Raw genomic sequence first — 19,529 nt, 5'->3', positions numbered from 1 at the left:
CGCAGGGAGGCGCCGGGGCAGGATCGCACCATGGTCAGCCTGTTCTCCGTCGCCCCCATGGGCCTTACCGATCCGCTTGTTTTGGTCCTGCTCGCCCTGGTGTTTGACGCCTATCTGGGGGGAATGGGGCCGTTGTTTCGCCTGATCCCCCACCCGGTGGTGGTGATGGGCGGGGCGATCGACGCCCTGGAACAACGCCTGAACCGCGCCGAGCGCGACGACGCCACCCGCAAGCGCCGGGGCGTCTTCACCGTGATCGTTCTCGTCGGCGCGGCGATCGGCCTGGGCGTCGCCTTGCAGGCCCTGGCCAGCGTTCTGGCGGTCGGCTGGGTTCTGGAACTGCTCCTGGCCGTCGCCCTGCTCGCCCAGCGCGAACTCCACGATCACGTGGCCGCCGTCGCCGACGGGTTGGAGACGGGGGGCATCGACGCCGGCCGCGAGGCGGTCTCCCATATCGTCGGCCGCGATCCGGCCTTGCTTGATCATGCCGGCGTCGGGCGCGGGGCGCTGGAAAGTTTGGCCGAGAATTTCTCCGATGGCGTGGTCGCCCCGGTCTTCTGGTTCGTGCTCTTCGGCCTGCCCGGCCTGCTCGCCTATAAGATGATCAACACCATGGACAGCATGATCGGCCACCGCACCCCGCGGCTGCGCGCCTTCGGCTGGGCGGCGGCGCGGCTGGACGATGGCGTCAATCTGATCCCGGCGCGGCTGTCGGGCCTGCTGCTGATCGCCGCCGCCCTGACCAAGCCCTGGGCCGACGCGCGCGCCGCCTTTGTCGTCATGCTACGCGATGCCGGCAAGCACCGCTCGCCCAATGCCGGCTGGCCGGAAGGGGCGATGGCCGGGGCCCTTGGCCTGCGGCTGTCGGGACCGCGCGTTTATAAGGGCGAGGCGCCGCGCGACGAACCCTATGTCGGCGACGGCCGGGCGGGGGTGACGCCCAAGGACATCCGTCGCGGTCTGGCGCTGTTTCGGAGCGCCTGCCTGATCGAAGGCGCGCTGATCGCCCTGCTGGCCATCGCCCTCGCCGTCTTGCGCTGACCTGCTTTTCAAGCCCGTTCAGGGCGCGGCCAGGGCGAGCAGGCGGTCGAGGGCGACATGGCGTTCCAGGTGATCGGCCAGGGCGTCGAGGGTCGCCTCGACCGTGTCGTCATAGGCGATGCCGGCGGTTCGGCCGGGGCGCAGCCAGCCCAGGAAGGCCCGGCGGAAGGCGTCGCTGGCGAACAGGCCGTGGACATAGGCGCCCAGGACGCGGCCATCGGCCGAGCGGGCGCTGCCGTCGTGCAGCCAGGGGGTACGCGTATCGGGTCCTTGCGTTCGCCCGACATGCATTTCATAGCCCCAGCCCTCGGCCCCCCACAGGTGATCGCGGAAACGCACCGCCGTCAGCGTCTTTTCCCCGCCCATCACGGTGTCGACATCCAGGAAGCCAAGGCCGGGGCGCTCCTCGGCGGGGCCTTCCACCCCTTGCGGATCGGCCACCCGCCGGCCCAGCATTTGATAGCCGGCGCAAAGGCCGAGGATGCGCCCGCCGCGCCGGTGATGGCCCAGCAGATCGCCGTCCCAACCCTGGGCGCGCAGGAAGGCGAGATCGGCAAGGGTGGCCTTCGAGCCGGGCAGGATCACCAGATCGGCATCGCCGGGTAGGGCCTCGCCGGCGCCGATGAAGCGCAGATCGACATCGGGCTCGGCGATCAGCGGATCGAAATCATCGAAATTGGCGATGCGCGACAGCCGGGGCACGACGATGCGCAGCCGTCCGTCCCCGGCCCTTGCCGCCGCCGCCGGCCGCGACTCCAGCGATTGGGCATCCTCGGCCGGCAGGGCGCTGGCGCGCGGGAACCAGGGGATCACCCCCAGCGGCGCCCAGCCCGTATGGCCCTCGATCACCGCCAGGGCCGGTTCGAACAGCCCGACATCGCCGCGAAACTTGTTGATAAGGAAGCCGGCGATCCGCCGCCGCTCGGCCTCGGGCAGCAGCACATGGGTGCCGACAAGGGCGGCGATCACCCCGCCGCGATCGATATCGCCCACGATGACCACCGGCACATCGGCGGCCTCGGCGAATCCCATATTGGCGATATCGCCGGCCCGCAGATTGACCTCGGCGGGGCTGCCCGCCCCTTCGACCAGGACGATATCGGCCGCCGCGCGTAGGCGGGCGAAGCTTTCCAGCACCGTGGGCATCAGCGTGGCGGTCATCGCCCGGTATCGCCCGGCCATCACCGTTCCGGCCACCCGCCCCTGAACAATCAACTGGCTGCCGGTCTCGCTTTGTGGCTTGAGCAGCACCGGGTTCATATCGACGCTGGGGACCAGCCCGCAAGCCCGCGCCTGCAAGGCCTGGGCGCGGCCGATCTCGCCGCCATCGGCGGTGACGGCGGCGTTGTTGCTCATGTTCTGCGCCTTGAAGGGCGCCACCCGCAGACCGCGCCGGGTCAGGGCGCGGGCCAGACCGGAGACCAGCAACGACTTGCCGACATCGGACCCCGTGCCCTGGATCATCAGGGCACGGGCGCGATGATGCGGGGAAGGGCCGGTCGCGCTCACTGTTTGGCGAGCAGGTGCTTCAGATTGGCCGCCAGCGGCGTGGAGACGCGGCGGTCGAACAGAACGTTGCGCACGGTGGTTCCCGCCCCATAAACGGCCATGTTCCAGCTTTGGCGCGGCTCGATCTTGGTGCCTTCCAGCCCGGCGCCGCCGAACAGCCCGACCGACTGCGAGAAGGCGTAGATATCCTCGCCGACATCGGTGGTGGTCGAGGCCTCGGCCCCCGCCCCGACCATGAAGAAGCTGACGCTGGCGGTGGCGCCGCCCTTGAACTGGTCTTCCATCACCGCCTTGAGGCCGGCCTCGGTCATGATCGCCATCACCACCTGATTATCCTGCACGCCGAACTGGAAACCGAAGGATCCGGCGGTCAGGCGATAGAAGGCCGGGTCGGAGAAGCTGCCGTCGCTGGAGCGCACCAGCAGCACGCCATGGCCATAGGCGCCGCCGACGAGAAAACCGGCCTTATAGAAGCTGGGAATGATCAGCACGGCGCGCGAGCGCCTGATCAGGGTTTTAAGCTGGTCCTTGAAACCGGTGGTCGAGGTCATCCGCGTCAGGGTGGCTTCGGCCGACAGAATGGTCGCCCGGGCGTCAGCGGCCGATTCCGAGGCGTCGGGCGCCACCATCCGCGTCTGATCGGTTACCGGCGCCGGCCCTTCGGGCGGCGGCGTATTGACCGCCGGGGTGCCGATCTCGCGCACCGGCATGTCTTCGATCGGCTGGGCCATCCCGCCCGGCGGAGCGGCATAGGACGGCGTGCCCGTCGGGGCGTTATAAGACGGGGTGGTCGGCGTGGCATAGGTGCCGCCCTGGGGGGTCTGGAATTCCTGGCCATAGGCCGGGGCGCTCAACGATTGCGGGGAGCCGCTTTGGGCGAACAGCGGGGCGATCGGGGCGCAGGCGAGAAACCCTGCCGCCGCAAGACAAGCGACCGGTCGCCGGAGCGCCGGAGAGACGGAAGGGAACGAGCGCGGCATGGAGCCTCCAGGATTTTAAGGACGGGGTGGAGCGGGTGCGGGGAGGGTCAGACCATCGCATGGCGGCCCGGCCGAGGGAAAGCCCTTGGCAAAACGAAAAGTCCGAGGGAAAGCCCTGGGCAAAAGGAAAAGCCCGAGGGAAGGTCCATAAGTCTATGGCCGGCGGTCGTGGCGGCATCATGGCGACGACGATATCGGGCCGCAGGGATCAGCGAACCTTGAGGTCAAGGGTCTCGATGCGGGCGCGGGCGGCATCGGCCGCCCCCTCGCGCGGGGCGAGTTCTAGCACCTTCAACCAGTCGGCGCGCGCGCCGTCACGATCGCCGAGGGCAAGGCGAACGTCGCCGCGCTCCAGCCGCGCTTCGGCGTCATTGGGGGCGCGCTTCACCGCCGCCTCGGCATCGGCGCGGGCGGCGGTCAGCCGCCCCTGGCGGCGCTGGGCGCTGGCGCGCAGAACCAAAGCCGTCACCGAAGCGGGCTGAAGGGCCAGCGCCTTGGTCAGATCGGTGGTCGCCTCGTCATCGCGCCCGGCCTGGGCCAGAGTGACGGCGCGGTCGATATAGAGATCGGGCAGAACCGAGGACAGCGCCGGCGCCCCCGATTGGGCGCGTGCCCCGGCAAGCTGAAGCGCCGTGGTCTGATTGGCATAGGCCCGCGACAGATCGCCGACCGCCAGCCAAGCCTGACCGGCCTGGGTCAGCAGATCGACGCGCAGGCCCCGCGCCAGTTTGACATCCTCGGCCAGGGCTTCGAGCCGCCGCGCCGCCTCGCCATATTCCTTGAGGCCGAGCAGGGCGACCGCCTCGCAGTGGCGGGCCGGCACGCCGCCGCCCAGGGCCTTCCATTGCCCGGCCTTTTCAAAAGCCTGATCGGGGCGCGAGCGCGCCAAGGCCATGCAGGCGCAATATTGGCGCTCGGCCGTCGCCCCGGCCCCCTCGGCGGCGTTCCCCGGCCCGGCGGTCAGCCCTCCGGCGAGAAAGGCCAGCGCCAGCATCGCCCCAAGGCGGGCCCGGGGTCGCGCCCCCCGGCCGGTGCGTCGGGGGGACAGGGAAAAATGAAACATTGCGGACGACTTTCATGGCGGTTGTCGGCGGCAACCTCGAACCGCTAAAGTCGCCCGCCGAAGCCCCCCGCGCAAGAGGGGTTATCGCAGAGGTCTTGGCAGAGACTTTGCTTCGGCAGGCGGCACAAGGGGGTTTGGGGGACGTCATGGTTATGTTCAGGGGACATTTGCTGTGTTTCGGGCTGGGCTATTCCGCCTTGCGGTTGGCCCGCGGCCTGTTGCGCGATGGCTGGCGGGTCAGCGGCACCTGCCGGTCCGAGGAGAAGCGCCAAGCGTTGAGCGCCCAGGGGATCACCGCCTTCGTCTTCGACGAGACCACGCCGCTGCCGGCCGAGGCCTGGACCGGGGTCACCCATGTGCTGGTCTCCATCCCGCCGGGGCCCGACGGCGATCCGGTTCTCGCCTTGCACCGCGCCGATCTTCTGGCCCTGCGGCCGGAATGGCTGGGGTATTTCTCAACCACCGGCGTTTACGGCGATACCGGTGGCGCCTGGGTTGACGAGGGCAAGCCGGTGCGACCGACCCAGGAGCGCTCCAAGCGCCGGGTCGCCGCCGAGGAAGACTGGCTTGATCTGTGGCGCGACGAGGATCTGCCCGTTCACCTGTTGCGGCTGGCCGGCATCTATGGCCCCGGCCGCAGCGTTTTCGATCAGCTGCGAGCGGGCACCGCCAAGCGCATTATCCGGCCCGGCCACGCCTTTTCGCGCATCCATGTCGATGATATCGGGCTGATCACCCGGGCCAGCATGGCAGATCCCGACCCCGGCGCCATCTATAATCTGGTCGATGACGAACCGGCTGAACCCTCCGAGGTGATGGACCACGCCTGCGCCCTGCTCGGCATCGATCCGCCGCCGGCCCAAAGCTTTGACGAGGTGGCGCCCGGCCTGTCGCCGATGGCCCTGTCGTTCTGGGCCGACAATCGCAAGGTGTCCAACGAACGTCTGTGGGACGATCTGCGCCTGCGCCTGCTCTACCCGACCTTCCGCCAGGGGCTTGAAGCCATCCTGGCCGAAGAGACCGGCCGGGTTGCCGAAGGCCCGCCGGTCTATAAGGAAGCCTCGGACTGCTAAAGAAAATCCCGAGCGATCTGGACCAGATCGCGACGACGATTTTCTTGACTATCAAGCTCTTAGAGCGGTGCGCGGGGATCAGATTTCACGTATGCCGACGGCTAAAGCTGGGCGAGCAGCGCCTCCAGGGTCCGGCCAAGGCGGTCCAGGTCCTGGGGGCGTGACAGCCGGTGCTCGCCGTCCTTGACCAGGGTGACGCTCACATCGCTCGCCCGCAGGGCTTTTTGCAGGCGCAGCGCGGTTTCCCAGGGCACGCTTTGATCGCCCAGGCCGTGGATCAGCCGCACCGGGCACTCGATGGCCAGGGGAGCGCGCAGCAGCAGGTGGCGCCGGCCATCCTCGATCAGCAGCTTGGTGAACACCGTCGGCCCCTCGTCGCCGCTGCCGGCCTCTTCCACGCGGCCCTCGCGCAGCAGGGTCTCGCGGATCTCGGGCGAGGCTTGATCCCAGATGAGGTCTTCGGTGAAATCGGGGGCGGCGGCCAAGCCGATCAACCCGGCCACCCTGTCGGGGCGGGCGAGGGCGGCCAACAACATCAGCCAGCCGCCCATCGACGAGCCGATCAGCACCTGGGGGCCGCTGGTCAGGGCATCGAGCACGGCGATGGTATCGGCGGCCCAGCGGCCGATCGAACCCTCTTCGAAGGCGCCCGACGATAGCCCGTGGCCGGTCTGATCGAAGCGGAGGAAGGCGCGGCCATGGTTGCGGCACCAGTTTTCAACGAAAAGCGCCTTGCCGCCGTCCATATTCGACATGAACCCGTGAATGAAAACCACCCCGGGGCTCTTGCCGGGCGTGCGGTGATAGGCGATGGTTGCGCCATCTAAGTCCGTGAGTATGCTGGGCGCGCGTTCCGCCAGATCGGTGGACATGGCCTTTTTCCCTGACAGGTTCCGAAATAACAGTGCTCACTCAAAGTAACAGCCTCGGGCGCCCCGACCAACCGGGGACCTCGGAGGGCGCCGCGGATTGGCGTCGCACCGGTATTCCGACCGTGCTTCAAGTCCTTCCCGAACTGGTGACGGGGGGGGTGGAGCGCGGCACGGTGGATATGGCCGCCGCCCTGGTCGCCGCCGGCTGGCGGGCGGTGGTCGCCTCGGCCGGCGGGCCGATGGTGCGCGAACTTGAACGTGTCGGCGCCGATCACATCACCTTGCCGCTCAAGACCAAGAACCCCTTGGCGATCCGGCGCAACGCCCGCACCCTGACCAAGCTGATCGAGCGCGAAGGGGTGTGGCTGGTCCATGCACGCTCGCGCGCCCCGGCGTGGAGCGCCCTGTGGGCGGCGCGGCGGGCGGGGGTGCCCTTCGTCACCACCTTCCATGGCACCTATACCCCCGGCCCCTTCGGCGCCAAACTGGCCTATAACAAGGTCATGACCCAGGGCGACCGGGTGATCGCCATTTCCCATTTCATCGCCGATCACATCCGCGCCACCTATGAGATGGACGACAGCCTGATCCGCGTCGTCCATCGCGGCATCGATATCGATGTCTTCAATCCCGACCGGGTCAGCGCCGAACGGATGATCCGCCTGTGTACGCGCTGGCGGCTGGCCGATGGCGCCCCGGTGGTGATGCTGCCCGGTCGCTTGACCCGCTGGAAGGGCCAGTCGGTGCTGATCGAGGCCCTGGCCCGCCTGAAGCGCCGCGATGTGCGCTGTTTGCTGGTCGGTTCGGATCAGGGGCGCGTGGGCTATCGCGATTCGCTGATCGCCCTGGCCCGCAAGCGCGGCGTCGCCGATCAGGTGCATATCGTCGACGACTGCGACGACATGGCGGCGGCCTATATGGTCACCGATGTCGTGGTCTCGGCCTCGACCGACCCCGAAGCCTTCGGCCGGGTGGTGGCCGAGGGGCAGGCGATGGGCCGGCCGGTGATCGCCCCCGCCCATGGCGCCGCCCCCGAGATCCTAAAGACCGGGGCCACCGGCTGGCTGGTGCCGCCGGGCGATGCCGAGGCCCTGGCCGAGGCCCTGGATCAGGCGCTGTCGATGGACGAGGCCAGTCGGCAATCGGTGGCCGAAGCCGCCATCGATCACGTTCGCCGCTGTTTTTCCAAGCAGTCGATGACCGAACGCACCCTGGCGGTCTATGGGGAATTGCTGTTCGATCTGCCGCCGCTCGATCCGCCGCCCCTGCGAGCGGTGACGGAAGGCCAAGCCGAGGGCGCCGGAGTCGATGATCGGTGGGAGGGGGCATGACGCTCTTTTGGCGATGAGCGCCCGGCGCGCCATCCTGATCATCAAGCTTTCGGCCCTGGGCGATTTCGTCCAGGCCCTGGCCGCCTGCGCCATGATCCGGCGCGCCCATGCCGGTGATACCCTCACCGTGCTGACCACCGCGCCCTACCGGTCGCTGGCCGAGGCCTGCCCCTATTTCGACGAGGTGATGATCGACGAGCGGCCGAAGCTGACCAATCCCTTGGCCGTTCTGCGCTTGGCGCGCCGCCTGCGCGCCCCGCGCTTCGACCGGGTCTATGATTTGCAGACGGCCGATCGCAGCGCCTTTTATTTCCGGCTGATGCGCCGGTGGGATGGGGGGCCGCAATGGTCGGGAATCGCCCCAGGCTGTTCCCACCCCCATGCCAATCCCCACCGCGACTCGATGCACACCCTGGAGCGTCAGGCCGAGCAATTGGATATGGCCGGGATCACCCCGCCAGATCCCCTGCTTCCGCCCGATCTTTCCTGGGTGCCGTCGCCTGATCGGGCGCTTCTTGACGCCCTTCCCGACCGTTTTGCCCTGCTGGTTCCCGGTGGCGCCCCCCATCGGCCGCGCAAGCGCTGGCCGGCGGCGTCCTTTGGCGCCCTGGCCGGGCGCCTGGCGGCCTCCGGGGTCACGCCGGTTCTTCTCGGCACGGCGGCGGAAGCGGCCGAAGCGGCGCAAATCCGCCAATCATGCCCCTTGGCGATCGATCTTCTCAACCGCACCAGCTTGCTTGATATCGCCGGTCTCGGACGGCGGGCGGTCTGCGCCGTGGGCAATGATACCGGCCCGATGCATCTGCTGGCCGCCGCCGGCTGCCCCTCGGTCGTGCTGTTTTCCGACTCGTCGGATCCGGCGCTCTGCGCCCCGCGCGGCCGCGCCGTCACCGTGCTGCGCCGCGATGATCTGGCCCGGCTTCCGGTGGATCAAGTCTGGGAAACCATCGACCAAAGGCTGCTTTAGAGAAAGACCTCGGTGGGAAGTCCACGCCCCGGGATGACGGCCGGGGAGCGCCATGTTATGAGGCGACTGGTACGGAGTCGCAACGGGACGGTGGGAAGAGTGAGCGAGGGGGTCCGGGGAGGACACAAACGGCTGCGCGGCGCGAACCGTCCTTGGCCGGGGGTCAGGCGAACCAGGGCTGCCGATGCCATGGGCGAGCTGATCGATCGCCTGCTCAATGGCGTGCTGATCGTCGATTCGACGCTGCGCCCGCTCTATGCCAATCGTGAATTCCTGCGCCTGCTTGGCCTGCCCGACGCCGACACCTTGCTGCGGCCGGCGGGGCTGGAACGCTTCCTGCCCGAGGACAACCGCCAAGTCCTGCTCGACATGACCCATCGGCTGTTCTCCCATCAAAGCCAGCGCGCTTCGCAGCGCCTTGAGGTGGTGCGCGCCGACAACGCCACCCTGTGGCTTGATTTCAGCGCCGCCCTTGGCCGTTGGGCGGAGCGCGACGTGGTGCAGATCGCCGTTGTGGACGCCACCGAGCGGGTAACCCACGAAAGCGAGTTGGAGTTCAACCGGGCGCAATTGGAAAATCAGGCCGTTGAGCTGGTGGCCCTGGCCGAGGATCTGAACGCCGAACGCGAACAGCTTGAAACAGCGCGCCTGGACGCCGACGAGGGCCGGCGCTTCTTGCAGACGCTGATCGCCACCATTCCCAATCCGTTTTTCCACCAGGACCTCGAGGGCAGGATTCGCGGCTGCAACGCCGCTTTCGCCGCCCTTCACGGCCGCGACCATCGCACCGACATGTTCGGCCTGACGGTTGCCGATCTAACCGACGCGGCCTTCTCCAGCCGCACCGAACGGCTCGACGCGGAGCTTATGGCCAAGGGTGGGAACGTTTCCTATGAAGCGGTCTTCGCCGATGCCGAGGGCCGGGCGCGGACGATGATCTACAACAAGGCCGTGCTGACCGACGCCGCCGGCCAAGCCGTCGGGCTGGTGGCGGTCATCACCGACATCACCGAGCAAAAGCGCATGGAAGAGGCGCTGCGCCGACTGGCCACCACCGATCCCTTGACCGGAGCGCTCAATCGCCGGGCCTTCATGGAGGCGGCGCGGCGCGATCTCGCCCTCGCCCAGCGCCATGGCGAACCGGTGACCGTGGCCCTGGCCGACATCGACCACTTCAAGCGGGTCAACGACCAGCATGGCCATGCCACCGGCGACGAGGCGCTCAAAACCTTTGTCGCCACCGTCCACGGCGCGCTGCGCGCCTCCGATGTCCTGGGACGGATGGGCGGCGAGGAATTCGCCCTGATCCTGCCCCATACCGCCCTGGCTTCGGCGATGCTTCTGGCCGACCGTCTGCGCCAGACCCTGGCCAACTTGCGGGTTCCCTGCCCGTCGGGCGAGGTTGAATTCACCGTCAGCATCGGCTTGGCCGAACTGGGGACCCACGGCACCACCATCGATACGCTGCTGCAGGCGGCCGACGAAGCCCTGTATCGGGCCAAATCCGCCGGCCGCAACCGGGTGATCGCCGCCTAGCGGGATCCGCTGGCTTTATCGCCGCTTAGCGGGATTCGCAGGCTTTATCACCGCCTAGCGGGATTCGCAGGCTTTATCACCGCCTAGCGGGACCCGCAGGCTTTATCAATGGTGCCGAGGGCGGCGGTGATGCCACGCAGGGAATAGGTATCGCGCGTCGCCGTGCCCTTTGACGAGGTGCCCTTGACCACCATCGAGGTGCCGCGCTTCATCGCCGCGACGATCTTCTTGTCCATCTCGTCGCTGGCCCAGGCGGTTTCGCCCTCGGTGAAAAGCTGGAACCCGGTCTTATCGATTTCCAGATCAACCGATGACCCGGATTTATAGGGATAGCCGGCGTAAATGGTGACAACGCCGAATTGTCCGCGGGCCGGACGATGGGTGATCAGCGCGTAGATATCGCCGCGCGCGGTGTAATTGCCCTCGTCCTTCTTGGGCTGAGAGGCGACGTAGCACACTTTCTGGCCGTTTTCAGTCATCGTATAGGCCGTCCAATCCTGGGACGTGCCAAGGGTGTTTACCTGCTGGGCCAGGGCGGGGGCGGTGGTGCCAAGGGTGAGGAACCCCATCAGAAGCCCGAGACGGACTGTTTTGCGTGCCAACATGGCGTGCCTGTTCTCCACTGTTATGTCCGGGAGGTCGCGGACGTGACCGAGCCCGCAGCCTGGGCCAGGACTATGTTCAGGATATGGCTGAGGCGCCATGCAAACAGGCGAGAGGGCCCGCGTCAACCCGTGGTTAATCTTTTTCACGGGCCTCCGCCACCTCGTTCAGCGGCGGCGCCGCCCGCCAGCGCTCCAGATGGGCCGCCCCCGAGGCCCGGAAAAACGGTCCGCCATGCACCGGGGTATCCAGGGCCTCGGTCGGTCCGCCCGACCGAACCGGGCGCGGGGCGAAGCGTCCCACGGTGATCAGCCGGTCATAAAGAACGATCGCCCCGGCCATACCGAGATTGATCGAGAAGCGCATGGGAATTTTAACCACATGGTCGCAGCGCGCCAGCATCGCCGGCGACAGGCCGTGGCGTTCGGCGCCCAGCACATAGGCGGCGCAGGACGGATGGCGGAAACTGGGCAGGTCGATCGACTCGGGCACGATCTCCAGCCCGACCAGTTTGCAGCCCTTGGGCAGCATCATGTCGTCGACCTCGCCGAAGCGATAGAACGGCAAGGAGGCCAGGGCGTCGGAGGTGTCGACCTTCGCCCCCTCCTCCTGGCGGTAATTGGCCGCGACGGTGAAGACGAAGCTGGCGCCGAAGGCATGGGCGGTGCGAAAGACATTGCCGACGTTATAGGGCTTGCTTACCCCTTCGACGCCAAGTCCAAAATAGCCGCGAAGCGCGGTGGTCATCGTTAAAGTCCCCGATTGAAGAAGCCGAACAGCGGGTTGCGGCGCGCGCGGGTTATCCGCATCATGGAAGGACAGGGGGAGCCCCGTCCGGGCGTTTCTCGATCCTTACTTAACGGAGACCGCCGATGCGCGCCATGGTCTGCGATGCTTTCGGACCGCCCGACGTCTTGCGGGTGGCGGATCTGCCCGATCCGCCGCTGCCGCCCGATGGCGTGCGCATCCGGGTTCGCGCCGCCGGGATCAATTTCGCCGATGGGCTTTTCATCGCCGGACAGTATCAGATCCGTCCCCGTCCGCCGTTCATTCCCGGGTTCGAGGTCGCCGGGGATATCCTGGAGGTCGGCCCCGAGGTGCTTGACCTGCGGCCGGGACAACGGGTGATGGCCATCCTTGATCAGGGCGGCTATGCCGATCAGGTGGTGGCGCCGGCCCGCGACGTCCACGCCTTGACCGACCGCATGGACCTTTTGGCCGCCGGCGGCTTTCCCATCGCCTATGGCACCTCGCATTTCGGTCTGACCGACCGCTGCCGGCTGCGGCCGGGCGAAATCGTCCTGATCCACGGCGCGGCCGGCGGCGTTGGGCTGACGGCGGTGGAATGCGCCAAGGCTTTGGGGGCGACGGTGATCGCCACCGCCGGCGGCGCCGATCGCCTGGAGATCGCCCGCCAGCACGGCGCCGATTACGGCATCGATCATCGGAACGAGAACATCAAGGCCCGGGTGCGCGAACTGACCGGTGGGCGCGGCGTCGATGTCGTCTATGATCCGGTGGGCGGCGATGTCTTCGACGCCTCGCTGCGCTGCACGGCGCCCGACGGTCGCATCCTGGTGGTCGGTTTCGCCAGCGGCGCCATTCCGACGCCCCCGGCCAATCTGTTGCTGGTCAAGAACATCACGGTCATCGGCTTCAATTGGGGCGGCTATCGCCAGATCGCCGAGCAGCGGGTTCGCGAATCGATGGAAGACGTGGTGTCGTGGTGGGATCGCGGGCTGGTCACCCCCCATGTCGGGGCGCGCTTCGCGCTGTCCCAGGCCGCCGAGGCCCTGGCCGCCCTCCGGGAGCGCAAGATCATCGGCAAGGCCGTGCTGATCCCCGATTGACCGCCGGTGTTATCGGCCACCGCCCCGGGGGGATAGGCTTGTGGTAAGCGAGCCCGCCCCCGGCGCGGCGGCGCCGGGGCGGCGCAGGATCAACAGATTGCCCGCCAGCACCAGCGCCAGCCCGGCCGCTCCGGCCGCGCTCCACCGATAGCCCTCAAACGCCGTCGACAGCCCCAGGGCGACCACCGGATAGACCACCGCGCAATAAGAGGCGCGATCGGCGCCGATCCGTCCAAGCAGGGTCAGATAGCAGCCAAAGGCGATGACCGAGCCGAAGACCGCCAGATAGAGCAGCGACCCCAGGTAAGGCAGCGACAGATCAATGAGGAAGGCCTTGCCCGAGAGCGCGGCGAACAGCGCCATCGCCAGCGCGCCATAACCCATGCCCAGGCCGGAGCCGGCGAGCACGCCGATGCCGGTACGCTGGTTGCGGCCCGCAAGCAAATTCCCCAGCGAAGCGAAGGCGGTGCCGATCAGGCAGAAGACAAAGCCGCGCAAGGCTTCGTCGCCCAAGGACAGATGGGAGAATTCCGGCGAGAAGACCAGGGTGATCCCCACCAGCCCCAGGCCGGCCCCGGCGGCCACCCGGGGGCGGATCGGCTGGCCGAAGAACGCCGCGCCGAGCACGATGTTCATCGCCACGATGGTCGAACAGGCAACGGCGACCAGTCCGCTTCGCAGCAGGCCGGTGGCCGTATAGATCAGCAGATAATTGGCGCAAAACAGGCTGATGCCCTGAAGGGCGAGCCAAGCGTGATCGCGCAGGGAAAAGCGCAAGGACTGCCCGCGCGCCAGCGCCCAGGCAACCATGATCAGAGAGGCCAAGCCGAATCGCCAGACCAGCGACACCGCCGGATCGACCACGCCAAGCTGGAAAACGATGCCCAGCCACGTGGTTCCCCAGATAAGGATGGTGGCGAGGTAAAGAAGCAGATTGCCCAGAATGGAACGCCTTACCGAAACAGGCCCGGGGCCAAGCCGAAGAACGGGCCTTGTCGGGGCGAACGGCGGCTTGTCCCAAGCCGTTCGCCCATCTGTTTTTTAGCCGCGCGTGGTGCGGTAATCGTCTTCGATGCCATAGCCGATATCGGCCAGCATACGGTCGTCGAGGCCGCCAAGCAGGGCGGCGGTTTCATGACGCTCGCGGCGATCGGCAAGGCGGTCGAACTGGCGGACCAGCCACCATTCCGCCTGACTGAACAGCGATCCGGACCAGACACTCTGATAAGCAGAGTTGGGGGCAAACATGTGTTCTCTCCTCGTGGGGGAAAGGTCTCGAGGACCATTTGTTGACCGGATACTGCGCTTTTCCCCTTGACTCGACAAACGAGTAATTCTCCCATAGTGCATGAGAAAAAGTAATCTGAAGGAAGGTGGGCCATGCCCCGGGATCTGCCGCCGCTCAACGCCTTGCGCGCCTTCACCGCGGCGGCCAAACGGCTGTCGTTCACCCAGGCGGCCGAGGATCTGGGGGTCACCCAGGCCGCCGTCAGCCATCAGATCCGCGGGTTGGAAGATTGGCTGGGCGTGGCGCTTTTCCGCCGCCGCAACAAGCAGGTGGTGATGACCGAGGCCGGTCAGGTCTATGCCCTGGCCATCGGTCAGGCCCTTGATGAAATCGCCGAGGCGACGGCGGCGCTGGTGCGCAATGATCCGCGTGCCGGCATGCTGACGATCTCGACCATGCCGAGCTTCGCCATCAAATGGCTGGTCCAGCGCCTGGGCGGCTTCATCAACGCCAATCCCGATATCGAGGTCCGGCTGCACACCACCCGCGAGTTGGTCAATTTCGCCACCGAGGGCATCGATGTCGCCATCCGCATGACCCGCGAGGTCGGCGACGATCTCCATGCCGATCTGTTGCTGGAAGAGGAACTGTTTCCGGTGTGCAGCCCGGCGCTGATGCGCGGCATCCGGCCGCTGCGCCAGCCCTCCGACCTCAGCCAGCACCTGTTGCTCCAGGACGTGGGGATTTCCTGGGTCTCCTGGCTCGACCCCGCCGGAGCCCTCGACGTGCGGCCGGCCCGGGGCCCGGGCTATCTCGATTCGGCCCTGGCCATCCAGGCCTGCATCGAAAGCCAGGGGGTGATGCTGGGGCGCACGGTGATGGTTGAAGACGACCTCAAGGCCGGGCGGCTGGTCGAACCCTTCACCCTGCGCGTGCCCAGCCCGATGAAATACTGGCTGGTCTGCCCCCCCGGCCACCTCGCCCGCCCCGGTGTGCGGGCCTTCCGCGAATGGATCCTGGCCGAAGCCAGCAAATGGACCAAGGCCCGTTCCAGCGCCCACGGCGTGGAAGATTAAAACTCCACCCCCGGCTGGGGGCCGATGCCGGCGCGGAAGGGGTGTTTGATCATCTTCATCTCGGTCACCAGATCGGCGGCCTCGATCAGCGCCTCGGGAGCGTTGCGCCCGGTCAGCACCGCGTGCTGGCCGGCGGGGCGGGCGGTGACGGCGTCGATCACCTCGGCGACCTCCAGATAGCCATAGCGCAGCACGATATTGATCTCGTCGAGCACCACCATATGCAGGGTCGGGTCGGCGAGGAAGCCCTTGGCGACCTCCCAGGCCTTGCGGGCGCTGGCGATATCGCGCTCGCGGTCCTGGGTTTCCCAGGTGAAGCCCTCGCCCATGGCGCGGATGGTGACCAGATCGGGGAAGCCTTCCAGAAAATCGCGCTCGGCGGTGGTCTTGGCGCCTTTGACGAACTGGACGATGGCGACGGGAAAGCCGTGGCCGATGCAGCGCAGGACCATGCCGAAGGCGGCGGTCGATTTGCCCTTGCCGGTGCCGGTATGAACGACCAGCAATCCCTTGGCGGTCGCCTTGCTCGCCAGCATGCGGTCGCGGACGACCTTCTTCTTGGCCATGCGCTCGCGGTGGCGGGCATCGTCGCTCTCGGCGGCATCGAAGGGCGGGTCGGCAAGCGGGATCTGATCGTCGGACATCGGCAGCCTTTCCAGAGAAGGATCGGTAATATCCTAGCTGGGCTCTTGGCCTTCGGCCAGGGCCGCTAGCACCGCGCCCATGTCATTGCGCCGACTGCGCCACAGCCCGCGATCGAGGGCCTCGCGCAGGCGCCGGGCCATCTCGGCCAGGGCGTCGGGATTGACGGCGCGCAGGAACCCCCGCACCTCGGGATCAAGCAGATAGGCCTCGGCGACCAGATCGAACTGGTGGTCCTTGACCACGCGGGCGGTGGCGGCGAAGGCGAACAGGTAATCGACCGTCGCCGCCATTTCGAAGGCGCCCTTATAGCCATGGCGCATGGCGCCGCGGATCCATTTGGGATTGACCACCCGGGCGCGGACGACGCGGGCGATCTCCTCGGTCAGGGTGCGGATGCGCGGGCTGTCGGTGCGCGAGGTGTCGCCGTGATAGATCGCCGGCTGGTTGCCCGACAGCACCCGCACCGCCGCCGCCGCGCCGCCTTCGAACTGGTAATAATCATCGGAATCGAGCAGGTCGTGCTCGCGGTTGTCCTGGTTCTGCACCACCGCCTCGGCGGCGGCCAAGCGGCGCTGGAACTGGCCATGGGCGGCGTCGCCGGCGGCGCCGTCACCATAGGCGTAGCCGCCCCAGGCGATATAGGCGCGCGCCAGATCCGCATCGGTTTCCCAGCCGCGTTCGTCGATCAGCGCCTGCAGCCCGGCGCCATAGGCCCCCGGCCGGGCGCCAAACACCCGATGGCCGGCGCGGCGCCGGGCTAAGGCGGGCTCGATCCCTGAGCGCACCATCTGCTGGGTCTCTTCGCGCACCCGTTGGGCCAAGGGATTGAGATCGGCGGGCTCGTCATCCTGGGCGGCGACGGCGCGGGCGGCCGAATCGACCAGATCGACCAGACCGGGAAAGGCGTCGCGGAAAAAGCCGCTGATGCGCAAGGTGACATCGACGCGCGGGCGGTCAAGCACCGATAGCGGCATGATTTCAAAGCCGGTGACCCGGCGCGTCATCGGATCCCAGGTGGTCTGCACCCCCATCAGGGCCAGGGTCTGGGCGATGTCATCGCCGCCGGTGCGCATGGTCGAGGTGCCCCAGGCGGTCAGCACCAGCGAGCGCGGCCAATCGCCGTGATCTTGCAAATGACGCTCGAGCAGCAGATTGGCCGCCTTCCAGCCCAGCGTCCAAGCCGCCGGAGTCGGCACCGTGCGGTTGTCGACCGAATAGAAATTGCGCCCCGTCGGCAGCACATCGGGGCGGCCGCGCGACGGCGCCCCCGAGGGGCCGGGGTCAACGAAGCGGCCATCCAGACCGCTGAGCAAGCCGGCGATCTCGGCCGGGCCGCAGGCGTCGACCGCCGGGCCCAGGGTGGTAAACACCGTATCAAGCACGGCGGCGGTGCGTGGCCACGCCGGATCGGCCGGACGGGCGCCGCTGACCAGGGCGCTGGCCAGATATTCCAGCCGCTCCACCGTATCGCCGGCGGTGCGCCAGGGATCCTCGACCTGATCGGCCAGGGCGTCGGGGCGCGGTCCCTGCCAGGGCTCGGCCAGGGTGGCGGCCAAGGGATCGAAGGCGCCAAGCCCGAGATCGCGGGCCAGGGCCCGGGTCAGGCTTTCGTTGGCAGCCCCGGCGCCGCGCGGACCGCGGGCCAGGGCGACCAGCAGATCGGTGCGCAGGCGGCCGACCGGCGAGTCGCCAAAAACATGCAATCCGTCGCGGATCTGCATTTCCTTGAGATCGCACAGGTGGTTATCAAGGGCGCTCAGCGCATCCTCGTCGTTGATGCCCTTGCCCAGACCAAGATCGGCAAGCAGCCCGGCGTTTTCCGCCAGATCAAGGATGGCGCGCTTGAGCACGCCCAGGCGCCGGGGATCGATGCTGGCGGCCTCGTAGAACTCATCGACAAGGCGTTCAAGGTCGCGCAGCACGCCATAGGTTTCCGCCCGGGTCAGCGGCGGCGTCAGGTGATCGATGATAACGGCCTGCGAGCGCCGCTTGGCCTGGGTGCCTTCGCCCGGATCATTGACGATGAAGGGATAGAGATGGGGCAAGGGCCCGAGGGCGGCTTCGGGGAAGCAGTCCTGCGACAGGGCCACCGCCTTGCCGGGCAGCCATTCCAGATTGCCGTGCTTGCCCATATGGACGATGGCATGGACATCGAAACTGGCGCGCAGCCAGGCATGGAAGGCCAGATAGCCGTGGGGCGGCGGCAGCGCCGGATCGTGATAGCTGGCGACCGGATCAAGGTTATAGCCGCGCGCCGGCTGGATGCCGACCACCACCCGCCCCATCACCGCCAGCGGCAAAACGAAGCCGCCGCGCCCGGCGACATAGAAGGGATCCTCCTCGGGACGGCCCCAGCGCTCGGTGACCTTGTGGCCGGCCTGTCCGGGAAGGGCGGCGAGAAAGGCCTGATAGGCAGCCAAAGGCAGCAGGACTCCCCCTCCGCTGCGGCCGGCGCTGCCCAGGGCATTGGTCGGTCCCTGGCGCAGCAGCCGCTCCATCAGCCCCGCGCCATCGCCCGGAGCGCCTTCGACCCCATAGCCGGCGGCCTCCAGGGCGCGCAGCACCCGCACGGTGGCCGCTGGGGTATCAAGGCCCACCCCATTGCCGACCCGTCCGTCGCGATTGGGATAATTGGCCAGGATCAGGGCAACCCGCCGCTCGCCCGGTGCCGTGGCGCGCAGCCGCGCCCAATTGGCGGCCAGGGCGGCGACGAAATCGACGCGGTCGGCGACCGGACGATGGCGGGTGAGGGTGGTTTGCAGCGCCTCGTCGCGCTCGTCCAGGGCCTTGAAGGAAATCGCCCGCGACAGGATCCGGCCATCGACCTCGGGCAGGGCGACGTTCATGGCGATATCGCGGGCGATCAGCCCGTTGGCGAGCTGGCGCCAGCCGATCTCGTCGCTGGCGGCCAAGATCGCCTGCAGCACCGGGGCATCGGGTCCGGCCAGCGGCGAGACGCGCGGCGCCCCGGGGGCCGAGACGGCGAAGCCGGTGAAATTGATGATCACGGCCGGGCTCTGGCGCAGCAGCACGGTTTCCACGGTCGCCGCCGCCAGCGGATCTTTCAAGCTGGTGCAATAGAGCGCGACCACCCGCAGCCCGCGCGCCTCCAGCGCCGCCCGCAGCGCGGTGATCGGCGCCAGATCCCCCGCCTGAACCAGGGCGCGGTAAAAAACCAGGGCGACCCCGCTCCGCCCATCGGCGGCATCGGGCTCGTCGCCCAGAAGGCCGGCCACCGGCAAGGGAACCGGGTCGCGCCAGGGGGTGGGGCGGCCGATCAACTCGGCGCAGCAGCGCAGGAACTGCCCGGCGTTGTCGATGCCGCCTTCCACCCAATAGCGCCACAGGCGGTGCAGGGTCTCGCGCGGCAGGGTCGACAGCCGGGCCAGTTCGACATCGGGATTGGCATCGCCGGGCAGCAGGGCCAGGGTCAGCCCGCGCGTGCGCGCCAGATCGGCCAGACTATCGACACCATGGGGCCAATAGCCGCGGCCGCCAAGCAGCCGCACCACCACCAGCTTGGCCCGCGAGGCCAGATCGTCGATCCACAGATCGACGCTCATCGGATGACCAAGGCGGGTGAGATTGGCCGCGCGCAGGCTTGGCGCCTCCGCCCAGGCCGCGCGGGCGGCGGCGAGGCAGGCTATCTCCGTGTCGGCGGCGGAAAGGAACAGGATATCGGCGGGATCCTGCCCCAGGTCCACCGCATCCGAGCCATCGGAAACCCGACCGGGCTGTGCGGCGAGAAGGTGCAT

17 protein-coding genes are annotated in these 19,529 nt (G+C 68.0%); 7 read left to right on the top strand and 10 right to left on the bottom strand.

Going from position 1 to position 19,529, the window contains the following annotated elements; genetic code table 11:
• Nucleotides 1-30 precede the first annotated feature (30 nt).
• The gene (cbiB, locus tag RRU_RS17485; protein WP_011391129.1) at nucleotides 31-1,041 is read left to right on the top strand and encodes an adenosylcobinamide-phosphate synthase CbiB; all 1,011 of its coding nucleotides are present in this window, start codon (nucleotides 31-33) and stop codon (nucleotides 1,039-1,041) included.
• A gap of 18 nt (nucleotides 1,042-1,059) precedes the next feature.
• Here cbiB and RRU_RS17480 read toward each other — a convergent pair whose 3' ends face one another.
• The 3 genes from RRU_RS17480 to RRU_RS17470 form a co-directional block, all read right to left on the bottom strand.
• On the bottom strand, nucleotides 1,060-2,505 hold the full coding sequence (locus RRU_RS17480) for a cobyric acid synthase (RefSeq protein WP_193384995.1): 1,446 nt from the start codon (nucleotides 2,503-2,505) through the stop codon (nucleotides 1,060-1,062).
• Nucleotides 2,506-2,546: 41 nt separating this feature from the next.
• Nucleotides 2,547-3,530 (bottom strand): lipid-binding SYLF domain-containing protein, encoded by a 984-nt coding sequence (locus tag RRU_RS17475; protein WP_011391127.1) that lies wholly within the window; start codon nucleotides 3,528-3,530, stop codon nucleotides 2,547-2,549.
• Nucleotides 3,531-3,738: 208 nt separating this feature from the next.
• The gene (locus tag RRU_RS17470; protein WP_011391126.1) at nucleotides 3,739-4,593 is read right to left on the bottom strand and encodes a tetratricopeptide repeat protein; all 855 of its coding nucleotides are present in this window, start codon (nucleotides 4,591-4,593) and stop codon (nucleotides 3,739-3,741) included.
• 152 nt (nucleotides 4,594-4,745) lie between these two features.
• On the opposite strand from RRU_RS17470, the gene RRU_RS17465 reads away from it, so the two are divergent.
• Nucleotides 4,746-5,666, top strand: a complete 921-nt coding sequence (locus tag RRU_RS17465; protein ID WP_014626584.1) for an SDR family oxidoreductase — start codon at nucleotides 4,746-4,748, stop codon at nucleotides 5,664-5,666.
• Nucleotides 5,667-5,767: 101 nt separating this feature from the next.
• Here RRU_RS17465 and RRU_RS17460 read toward each other — a convergent pair whose 3' ends face one another.
• Nucleotides 5,768-6,538 carry an alpha/beta hydrolase family protein gene (locus tag RRU_RS17460; protein ID WP_011391124.1) on the bottom strand — a complete coding sequence of 257 codons (771 nt, stop codon included), beginning with the start codon at nucleotides 6,536-6,538 and terminating at the stop codon, nucleotides 5,768-5,770.
• 32 nt (nucleotides 6,539-6,570) lie between these two features.
• On the opposite strand from RRU_RS17460, the gene RRU_RS17455 reads away from it, so the two are divergent.
• From RRU_RS17455 to RRU_RS17445, 3 genes are all read left to right on the top strand, one after another.
• Nucleotides 6,571-7,869 carry a glycosyltransferase family 4 protein gene (locus tag RRU_RS17455; RefSeq protein ID WP_011391123.1) on the top strand — a complete coding sequence of 433 codons (1,299 nt, stop codon included), beginning with the start codon at nucleotides 6,571-6,573 and terminating at the stop codon, nucleotides 7,867-7,869.
• Between the two features lie 13 nt (nucleotides 7,870-7,882).
• On the top strand, nucleotides 7,883-8,836 hold the full coding sequence (locus RRU_RS17450; RefSeq protein WP_011391122.1) for a glycosyltransferase family 9 protein: 954 nt from the start codon (nucleotides 7,883-7,885) through the stop codon (nucleotides 8,834-8,836).
• Nucleotides 8,837-9,025: 189 nt separating this feature from the next.
• Nucleotides 9,026-10,372: a sensor domain-containing diguanylate cyclase gene (locus RRU_RS17445; protein ID WP_014626582.1), complete on the top strand. Its 1,347-nt coding sequence runs from the start codon at nucleotides 9,026-9,028 to the stop codon at nucleotides 10,370-10,372.
• 83 nt (nucleotides 10,373-10,455) lie between these two features.
• On the opposite strand, the gene RRU_RS17440 is transcribed toward RRU_RS17445, so the two are convergent.
• Both RRU_RS17440 and RRU_RS17435 read right to left on the bottom strand, forming a co-directional pair.
• On the bottom strand, nucleotides 10,456-10,941 hold the full coding sequence (locus tag RRU_RS17440) for an invasion associated locus B family protein (protein ID WP_237703796.1): 486 nt from the start codon (nucleotides 10,939-10,941) through the stop codon (nucleotides 10,456-10,458).
• Nucleotides 10,942-11,110: 169 nt separating this feature from the next.
• The gene (locus RRU_RS17435; RefSeq protein ID WP_011391119.1) at nucleotides 11,111-11,722 is read right to left on the bottom strand and encodes an RNA methyltransferase; all 612 of its coding nucleotides are present in this window, start codon (nucleotides 11,720-11,722) and stop codon (nucleotides 11,111-11,113) included.
• A gap of 125 nt (nucleotides 11,723-11,847) precedes the next feature.
• Between RRU_RS17435 and RRU_RS17430 the strand changes: the two genes are divergently transcribed.
• Nucleotides 11,848-12,825: an NADPH:quinone oxidoreductase family protein gene (locus RRU_RS17430; protein WP_011391118.1), complete on the top strand. Its 978-nt coding sequence runs from the start codon at nucleotides 11,848-11,850 to the stop codon at nucleotides 12,823-12,825.
• Between the two features lie 9 nt (nucleotides 12,826-12,834).
• On the opposite strand, the gene RRU_RS17425 is transcribed toward RRU_RS17430, so the two are convergent.
• Nucleotides 12,835-13,758 carry a DMT family transporter gene (locus RRU_RS17425; RefSeq protein WP_269147149.1) on the bottom strand — a complete coding sequence of 308 codons (924 nt, stop codon included), beginning with the start codon at nucleotides 13,756-13,758 and terminating at the stop codon, nucleotides 12,835-12,837.
• A 108-nt stretch (nucleotides 13,759-13,866) separates the two neighbouring features.
• Nucleotides 13,867-14,073 carry a DUF1127 domain-containing protein gene (locus RRU_RS17420; protein WP_011391116.1) on the bottom strand — a complete coding sequence of 69 codons (207 nt, stop codon included), beginning with the start codon at nucleotides 14,071-14,073 and terminating at the stop codon, nucleotides 13,867-13,869.
• Nucleotides 14,074-14,205: 132 nt separating this feature from the next.
• Here RRU_RS17420 and RRU_RS17415 point away from each other — a divergent pair, with 132 nt between their 5' ends.
• Complete coding sequence (locus RRU_RS17415) at nucleotides 14,206-15,129, top strand: transcriptional regulator GcvA (RefSeq protein ID WP_011391115.1); 924 nt, start codon at nucleotides 14,206-14,208, stop codon at nucleotides 15,127-15,129.
• Here RRU_RS17415 and cobO read toward each other — a convergent pair.
• Both cobO and cobN read right to left on the bottom strand, forming a co-directional pair.
• Nucleotides 15,126-15,773, bottom strand: a complete 648-nt coding sequence (cobO, locus tag RRU_RS17410; protein ID WP_011391114.1) for a cob(I)yrinic acid a,c-diamide adenosyltransferase — start codon at nucleotides 15,771-15,773, stop codon at nucleotides 15,126-15,128. The two genes, RRU_RS17415 and cobO, sit on opposite strands and share 4 nt — an antisense overlap.
• A gap of 33 nt (nucleotides 15,774-15,806) precedes the next feature.
• A complete protein-coding gene (gene cobN, locus RRU_RS17405) occupies nucleotides 15,807-19,529 on the bottom strand; it encodes a cobaltochelatase subunit CobN (RefSeq protein ID WP_011391113.1) in 3,723 nt (1,240 codons plus the stop codon).

Source organism: Rhodospirillum rubrum ATCC 11170, from assembly GCF_000013085.1.
Lineage (GTDB): Bacteria > Pseudomonadota > Alphaproteobacteria > Rhodospirillales > Rhodospirillaceae > Rhodospirillum > Rhodospirillum rubrum.
This window is presented reverse-complemented; position numbering and strand designations above follow the sequence as displayed.

Bases quoted from the DNA above. Each gene is read 5' to 3' on its own strand.
- RRU_RS17460 (WP_011391124.1), bottom strand. From the start codon at position 6,538: ATGTCCACCGATCTGGCGGAACGCGCGCCCAGCATACTCACGGACTTA.
- cbiB (WP_011391129.1), top strand. From the start codon at position 31: ATGGTCAGCCTGTTCTCCGTCGCCCCCATGGGCCTTACCGATCCGCTT.
- RRU_RS17440 (WP_237703796.1), bottom strand. From the start codon at position 10,941: ATGGGGTTCCTCACCCTTGGCACCACCGCCCCCGCCCTGGCCCAGCAG.
- RRU_RS17415 (WP_011391115.1), top strand. From the start codon at position 14,206: ATGCCCCGGGATCTGCCGCCGCTCAACGCCTTGCGCGCCTTCACCGCG.
- RRU_RS17470 (WP_011391126.1), bottom strand. From the start codon at position 4,593: ATGTTTCATTTTTCCCTGTCCCCCCGACGCACCGGCCGGGGGGCGCGA.
- RRU_RS17480 (WP_193384995.1), bottom strand. From the start codon at position 2,505: ATGATCCAGGGCACGGGGTCCGATGTCGGCAAGTCGTTGCTGGTCTCC.
- RRU_RS17430 (WP_011391118.1), top strand. From the start codon at position 11,848: ATGCGCGCCATGGTCTGCGATGCTTTCGGACCGCCCGACGTCTTGCGG.
- RRU_RS17435 (WP_011391119.1), bottom strand. From the start codon at position 11,722: ATGACCACCGCGCTTCGCGGCTATTTTGGACTTGGCGTCGAAGGGGTA.
- RRU_RS17420 (WP_011391116.1), bottom strand. From the start codon at position 14,073: ATGTTTGCCCCCAACTCTGCTTATCAGAGTGTCTGGTCCGGATCGCTG.
- RRU_RS17450 (WP_011391122.1), top strand. From the start codon at position 7,883: ATGAGCGCCCGGCGCGCCATCCTGATCATCAAGCTTTCGGCCCTGGGC.
- cobO (WP_011391114.1), bottom strand. From the start codon at position 15,773: ATGTCCGACGATCAGATCCCGCTTGCCGACCCGCCCTTCGATGCCGCC.
- RRU_RS17445 (WP_014626582.1), top strand. From the start codon at position 9,026: ATGGGCGAGCTGATCGATCGCCTGCTCAATGGCGTGCTGATCGTCGAT.
- RRU_RS17475 (WP_011391127.1), bottom strand. From the start codon at position 3,530: ATGCCGCGCTCGTTCCCTTCCGTCTCTCCGGCGCTCCGGCGACCGGTC.
- RRU_RS17465 (WP_014626584.1), top strand. From the start codon at position 4,746: ATGTTCAGGGGACATTTGCTGTGTTTCGGGCTGGGCTATTCCGCCTTG.
- cobN (WP_011391113.1), bottom strand. From the start codon at position 19,529: ATGCACCTTCTCGCCGCACAGCCCGGTCGGGTTTCCGATGGCTCGGAT.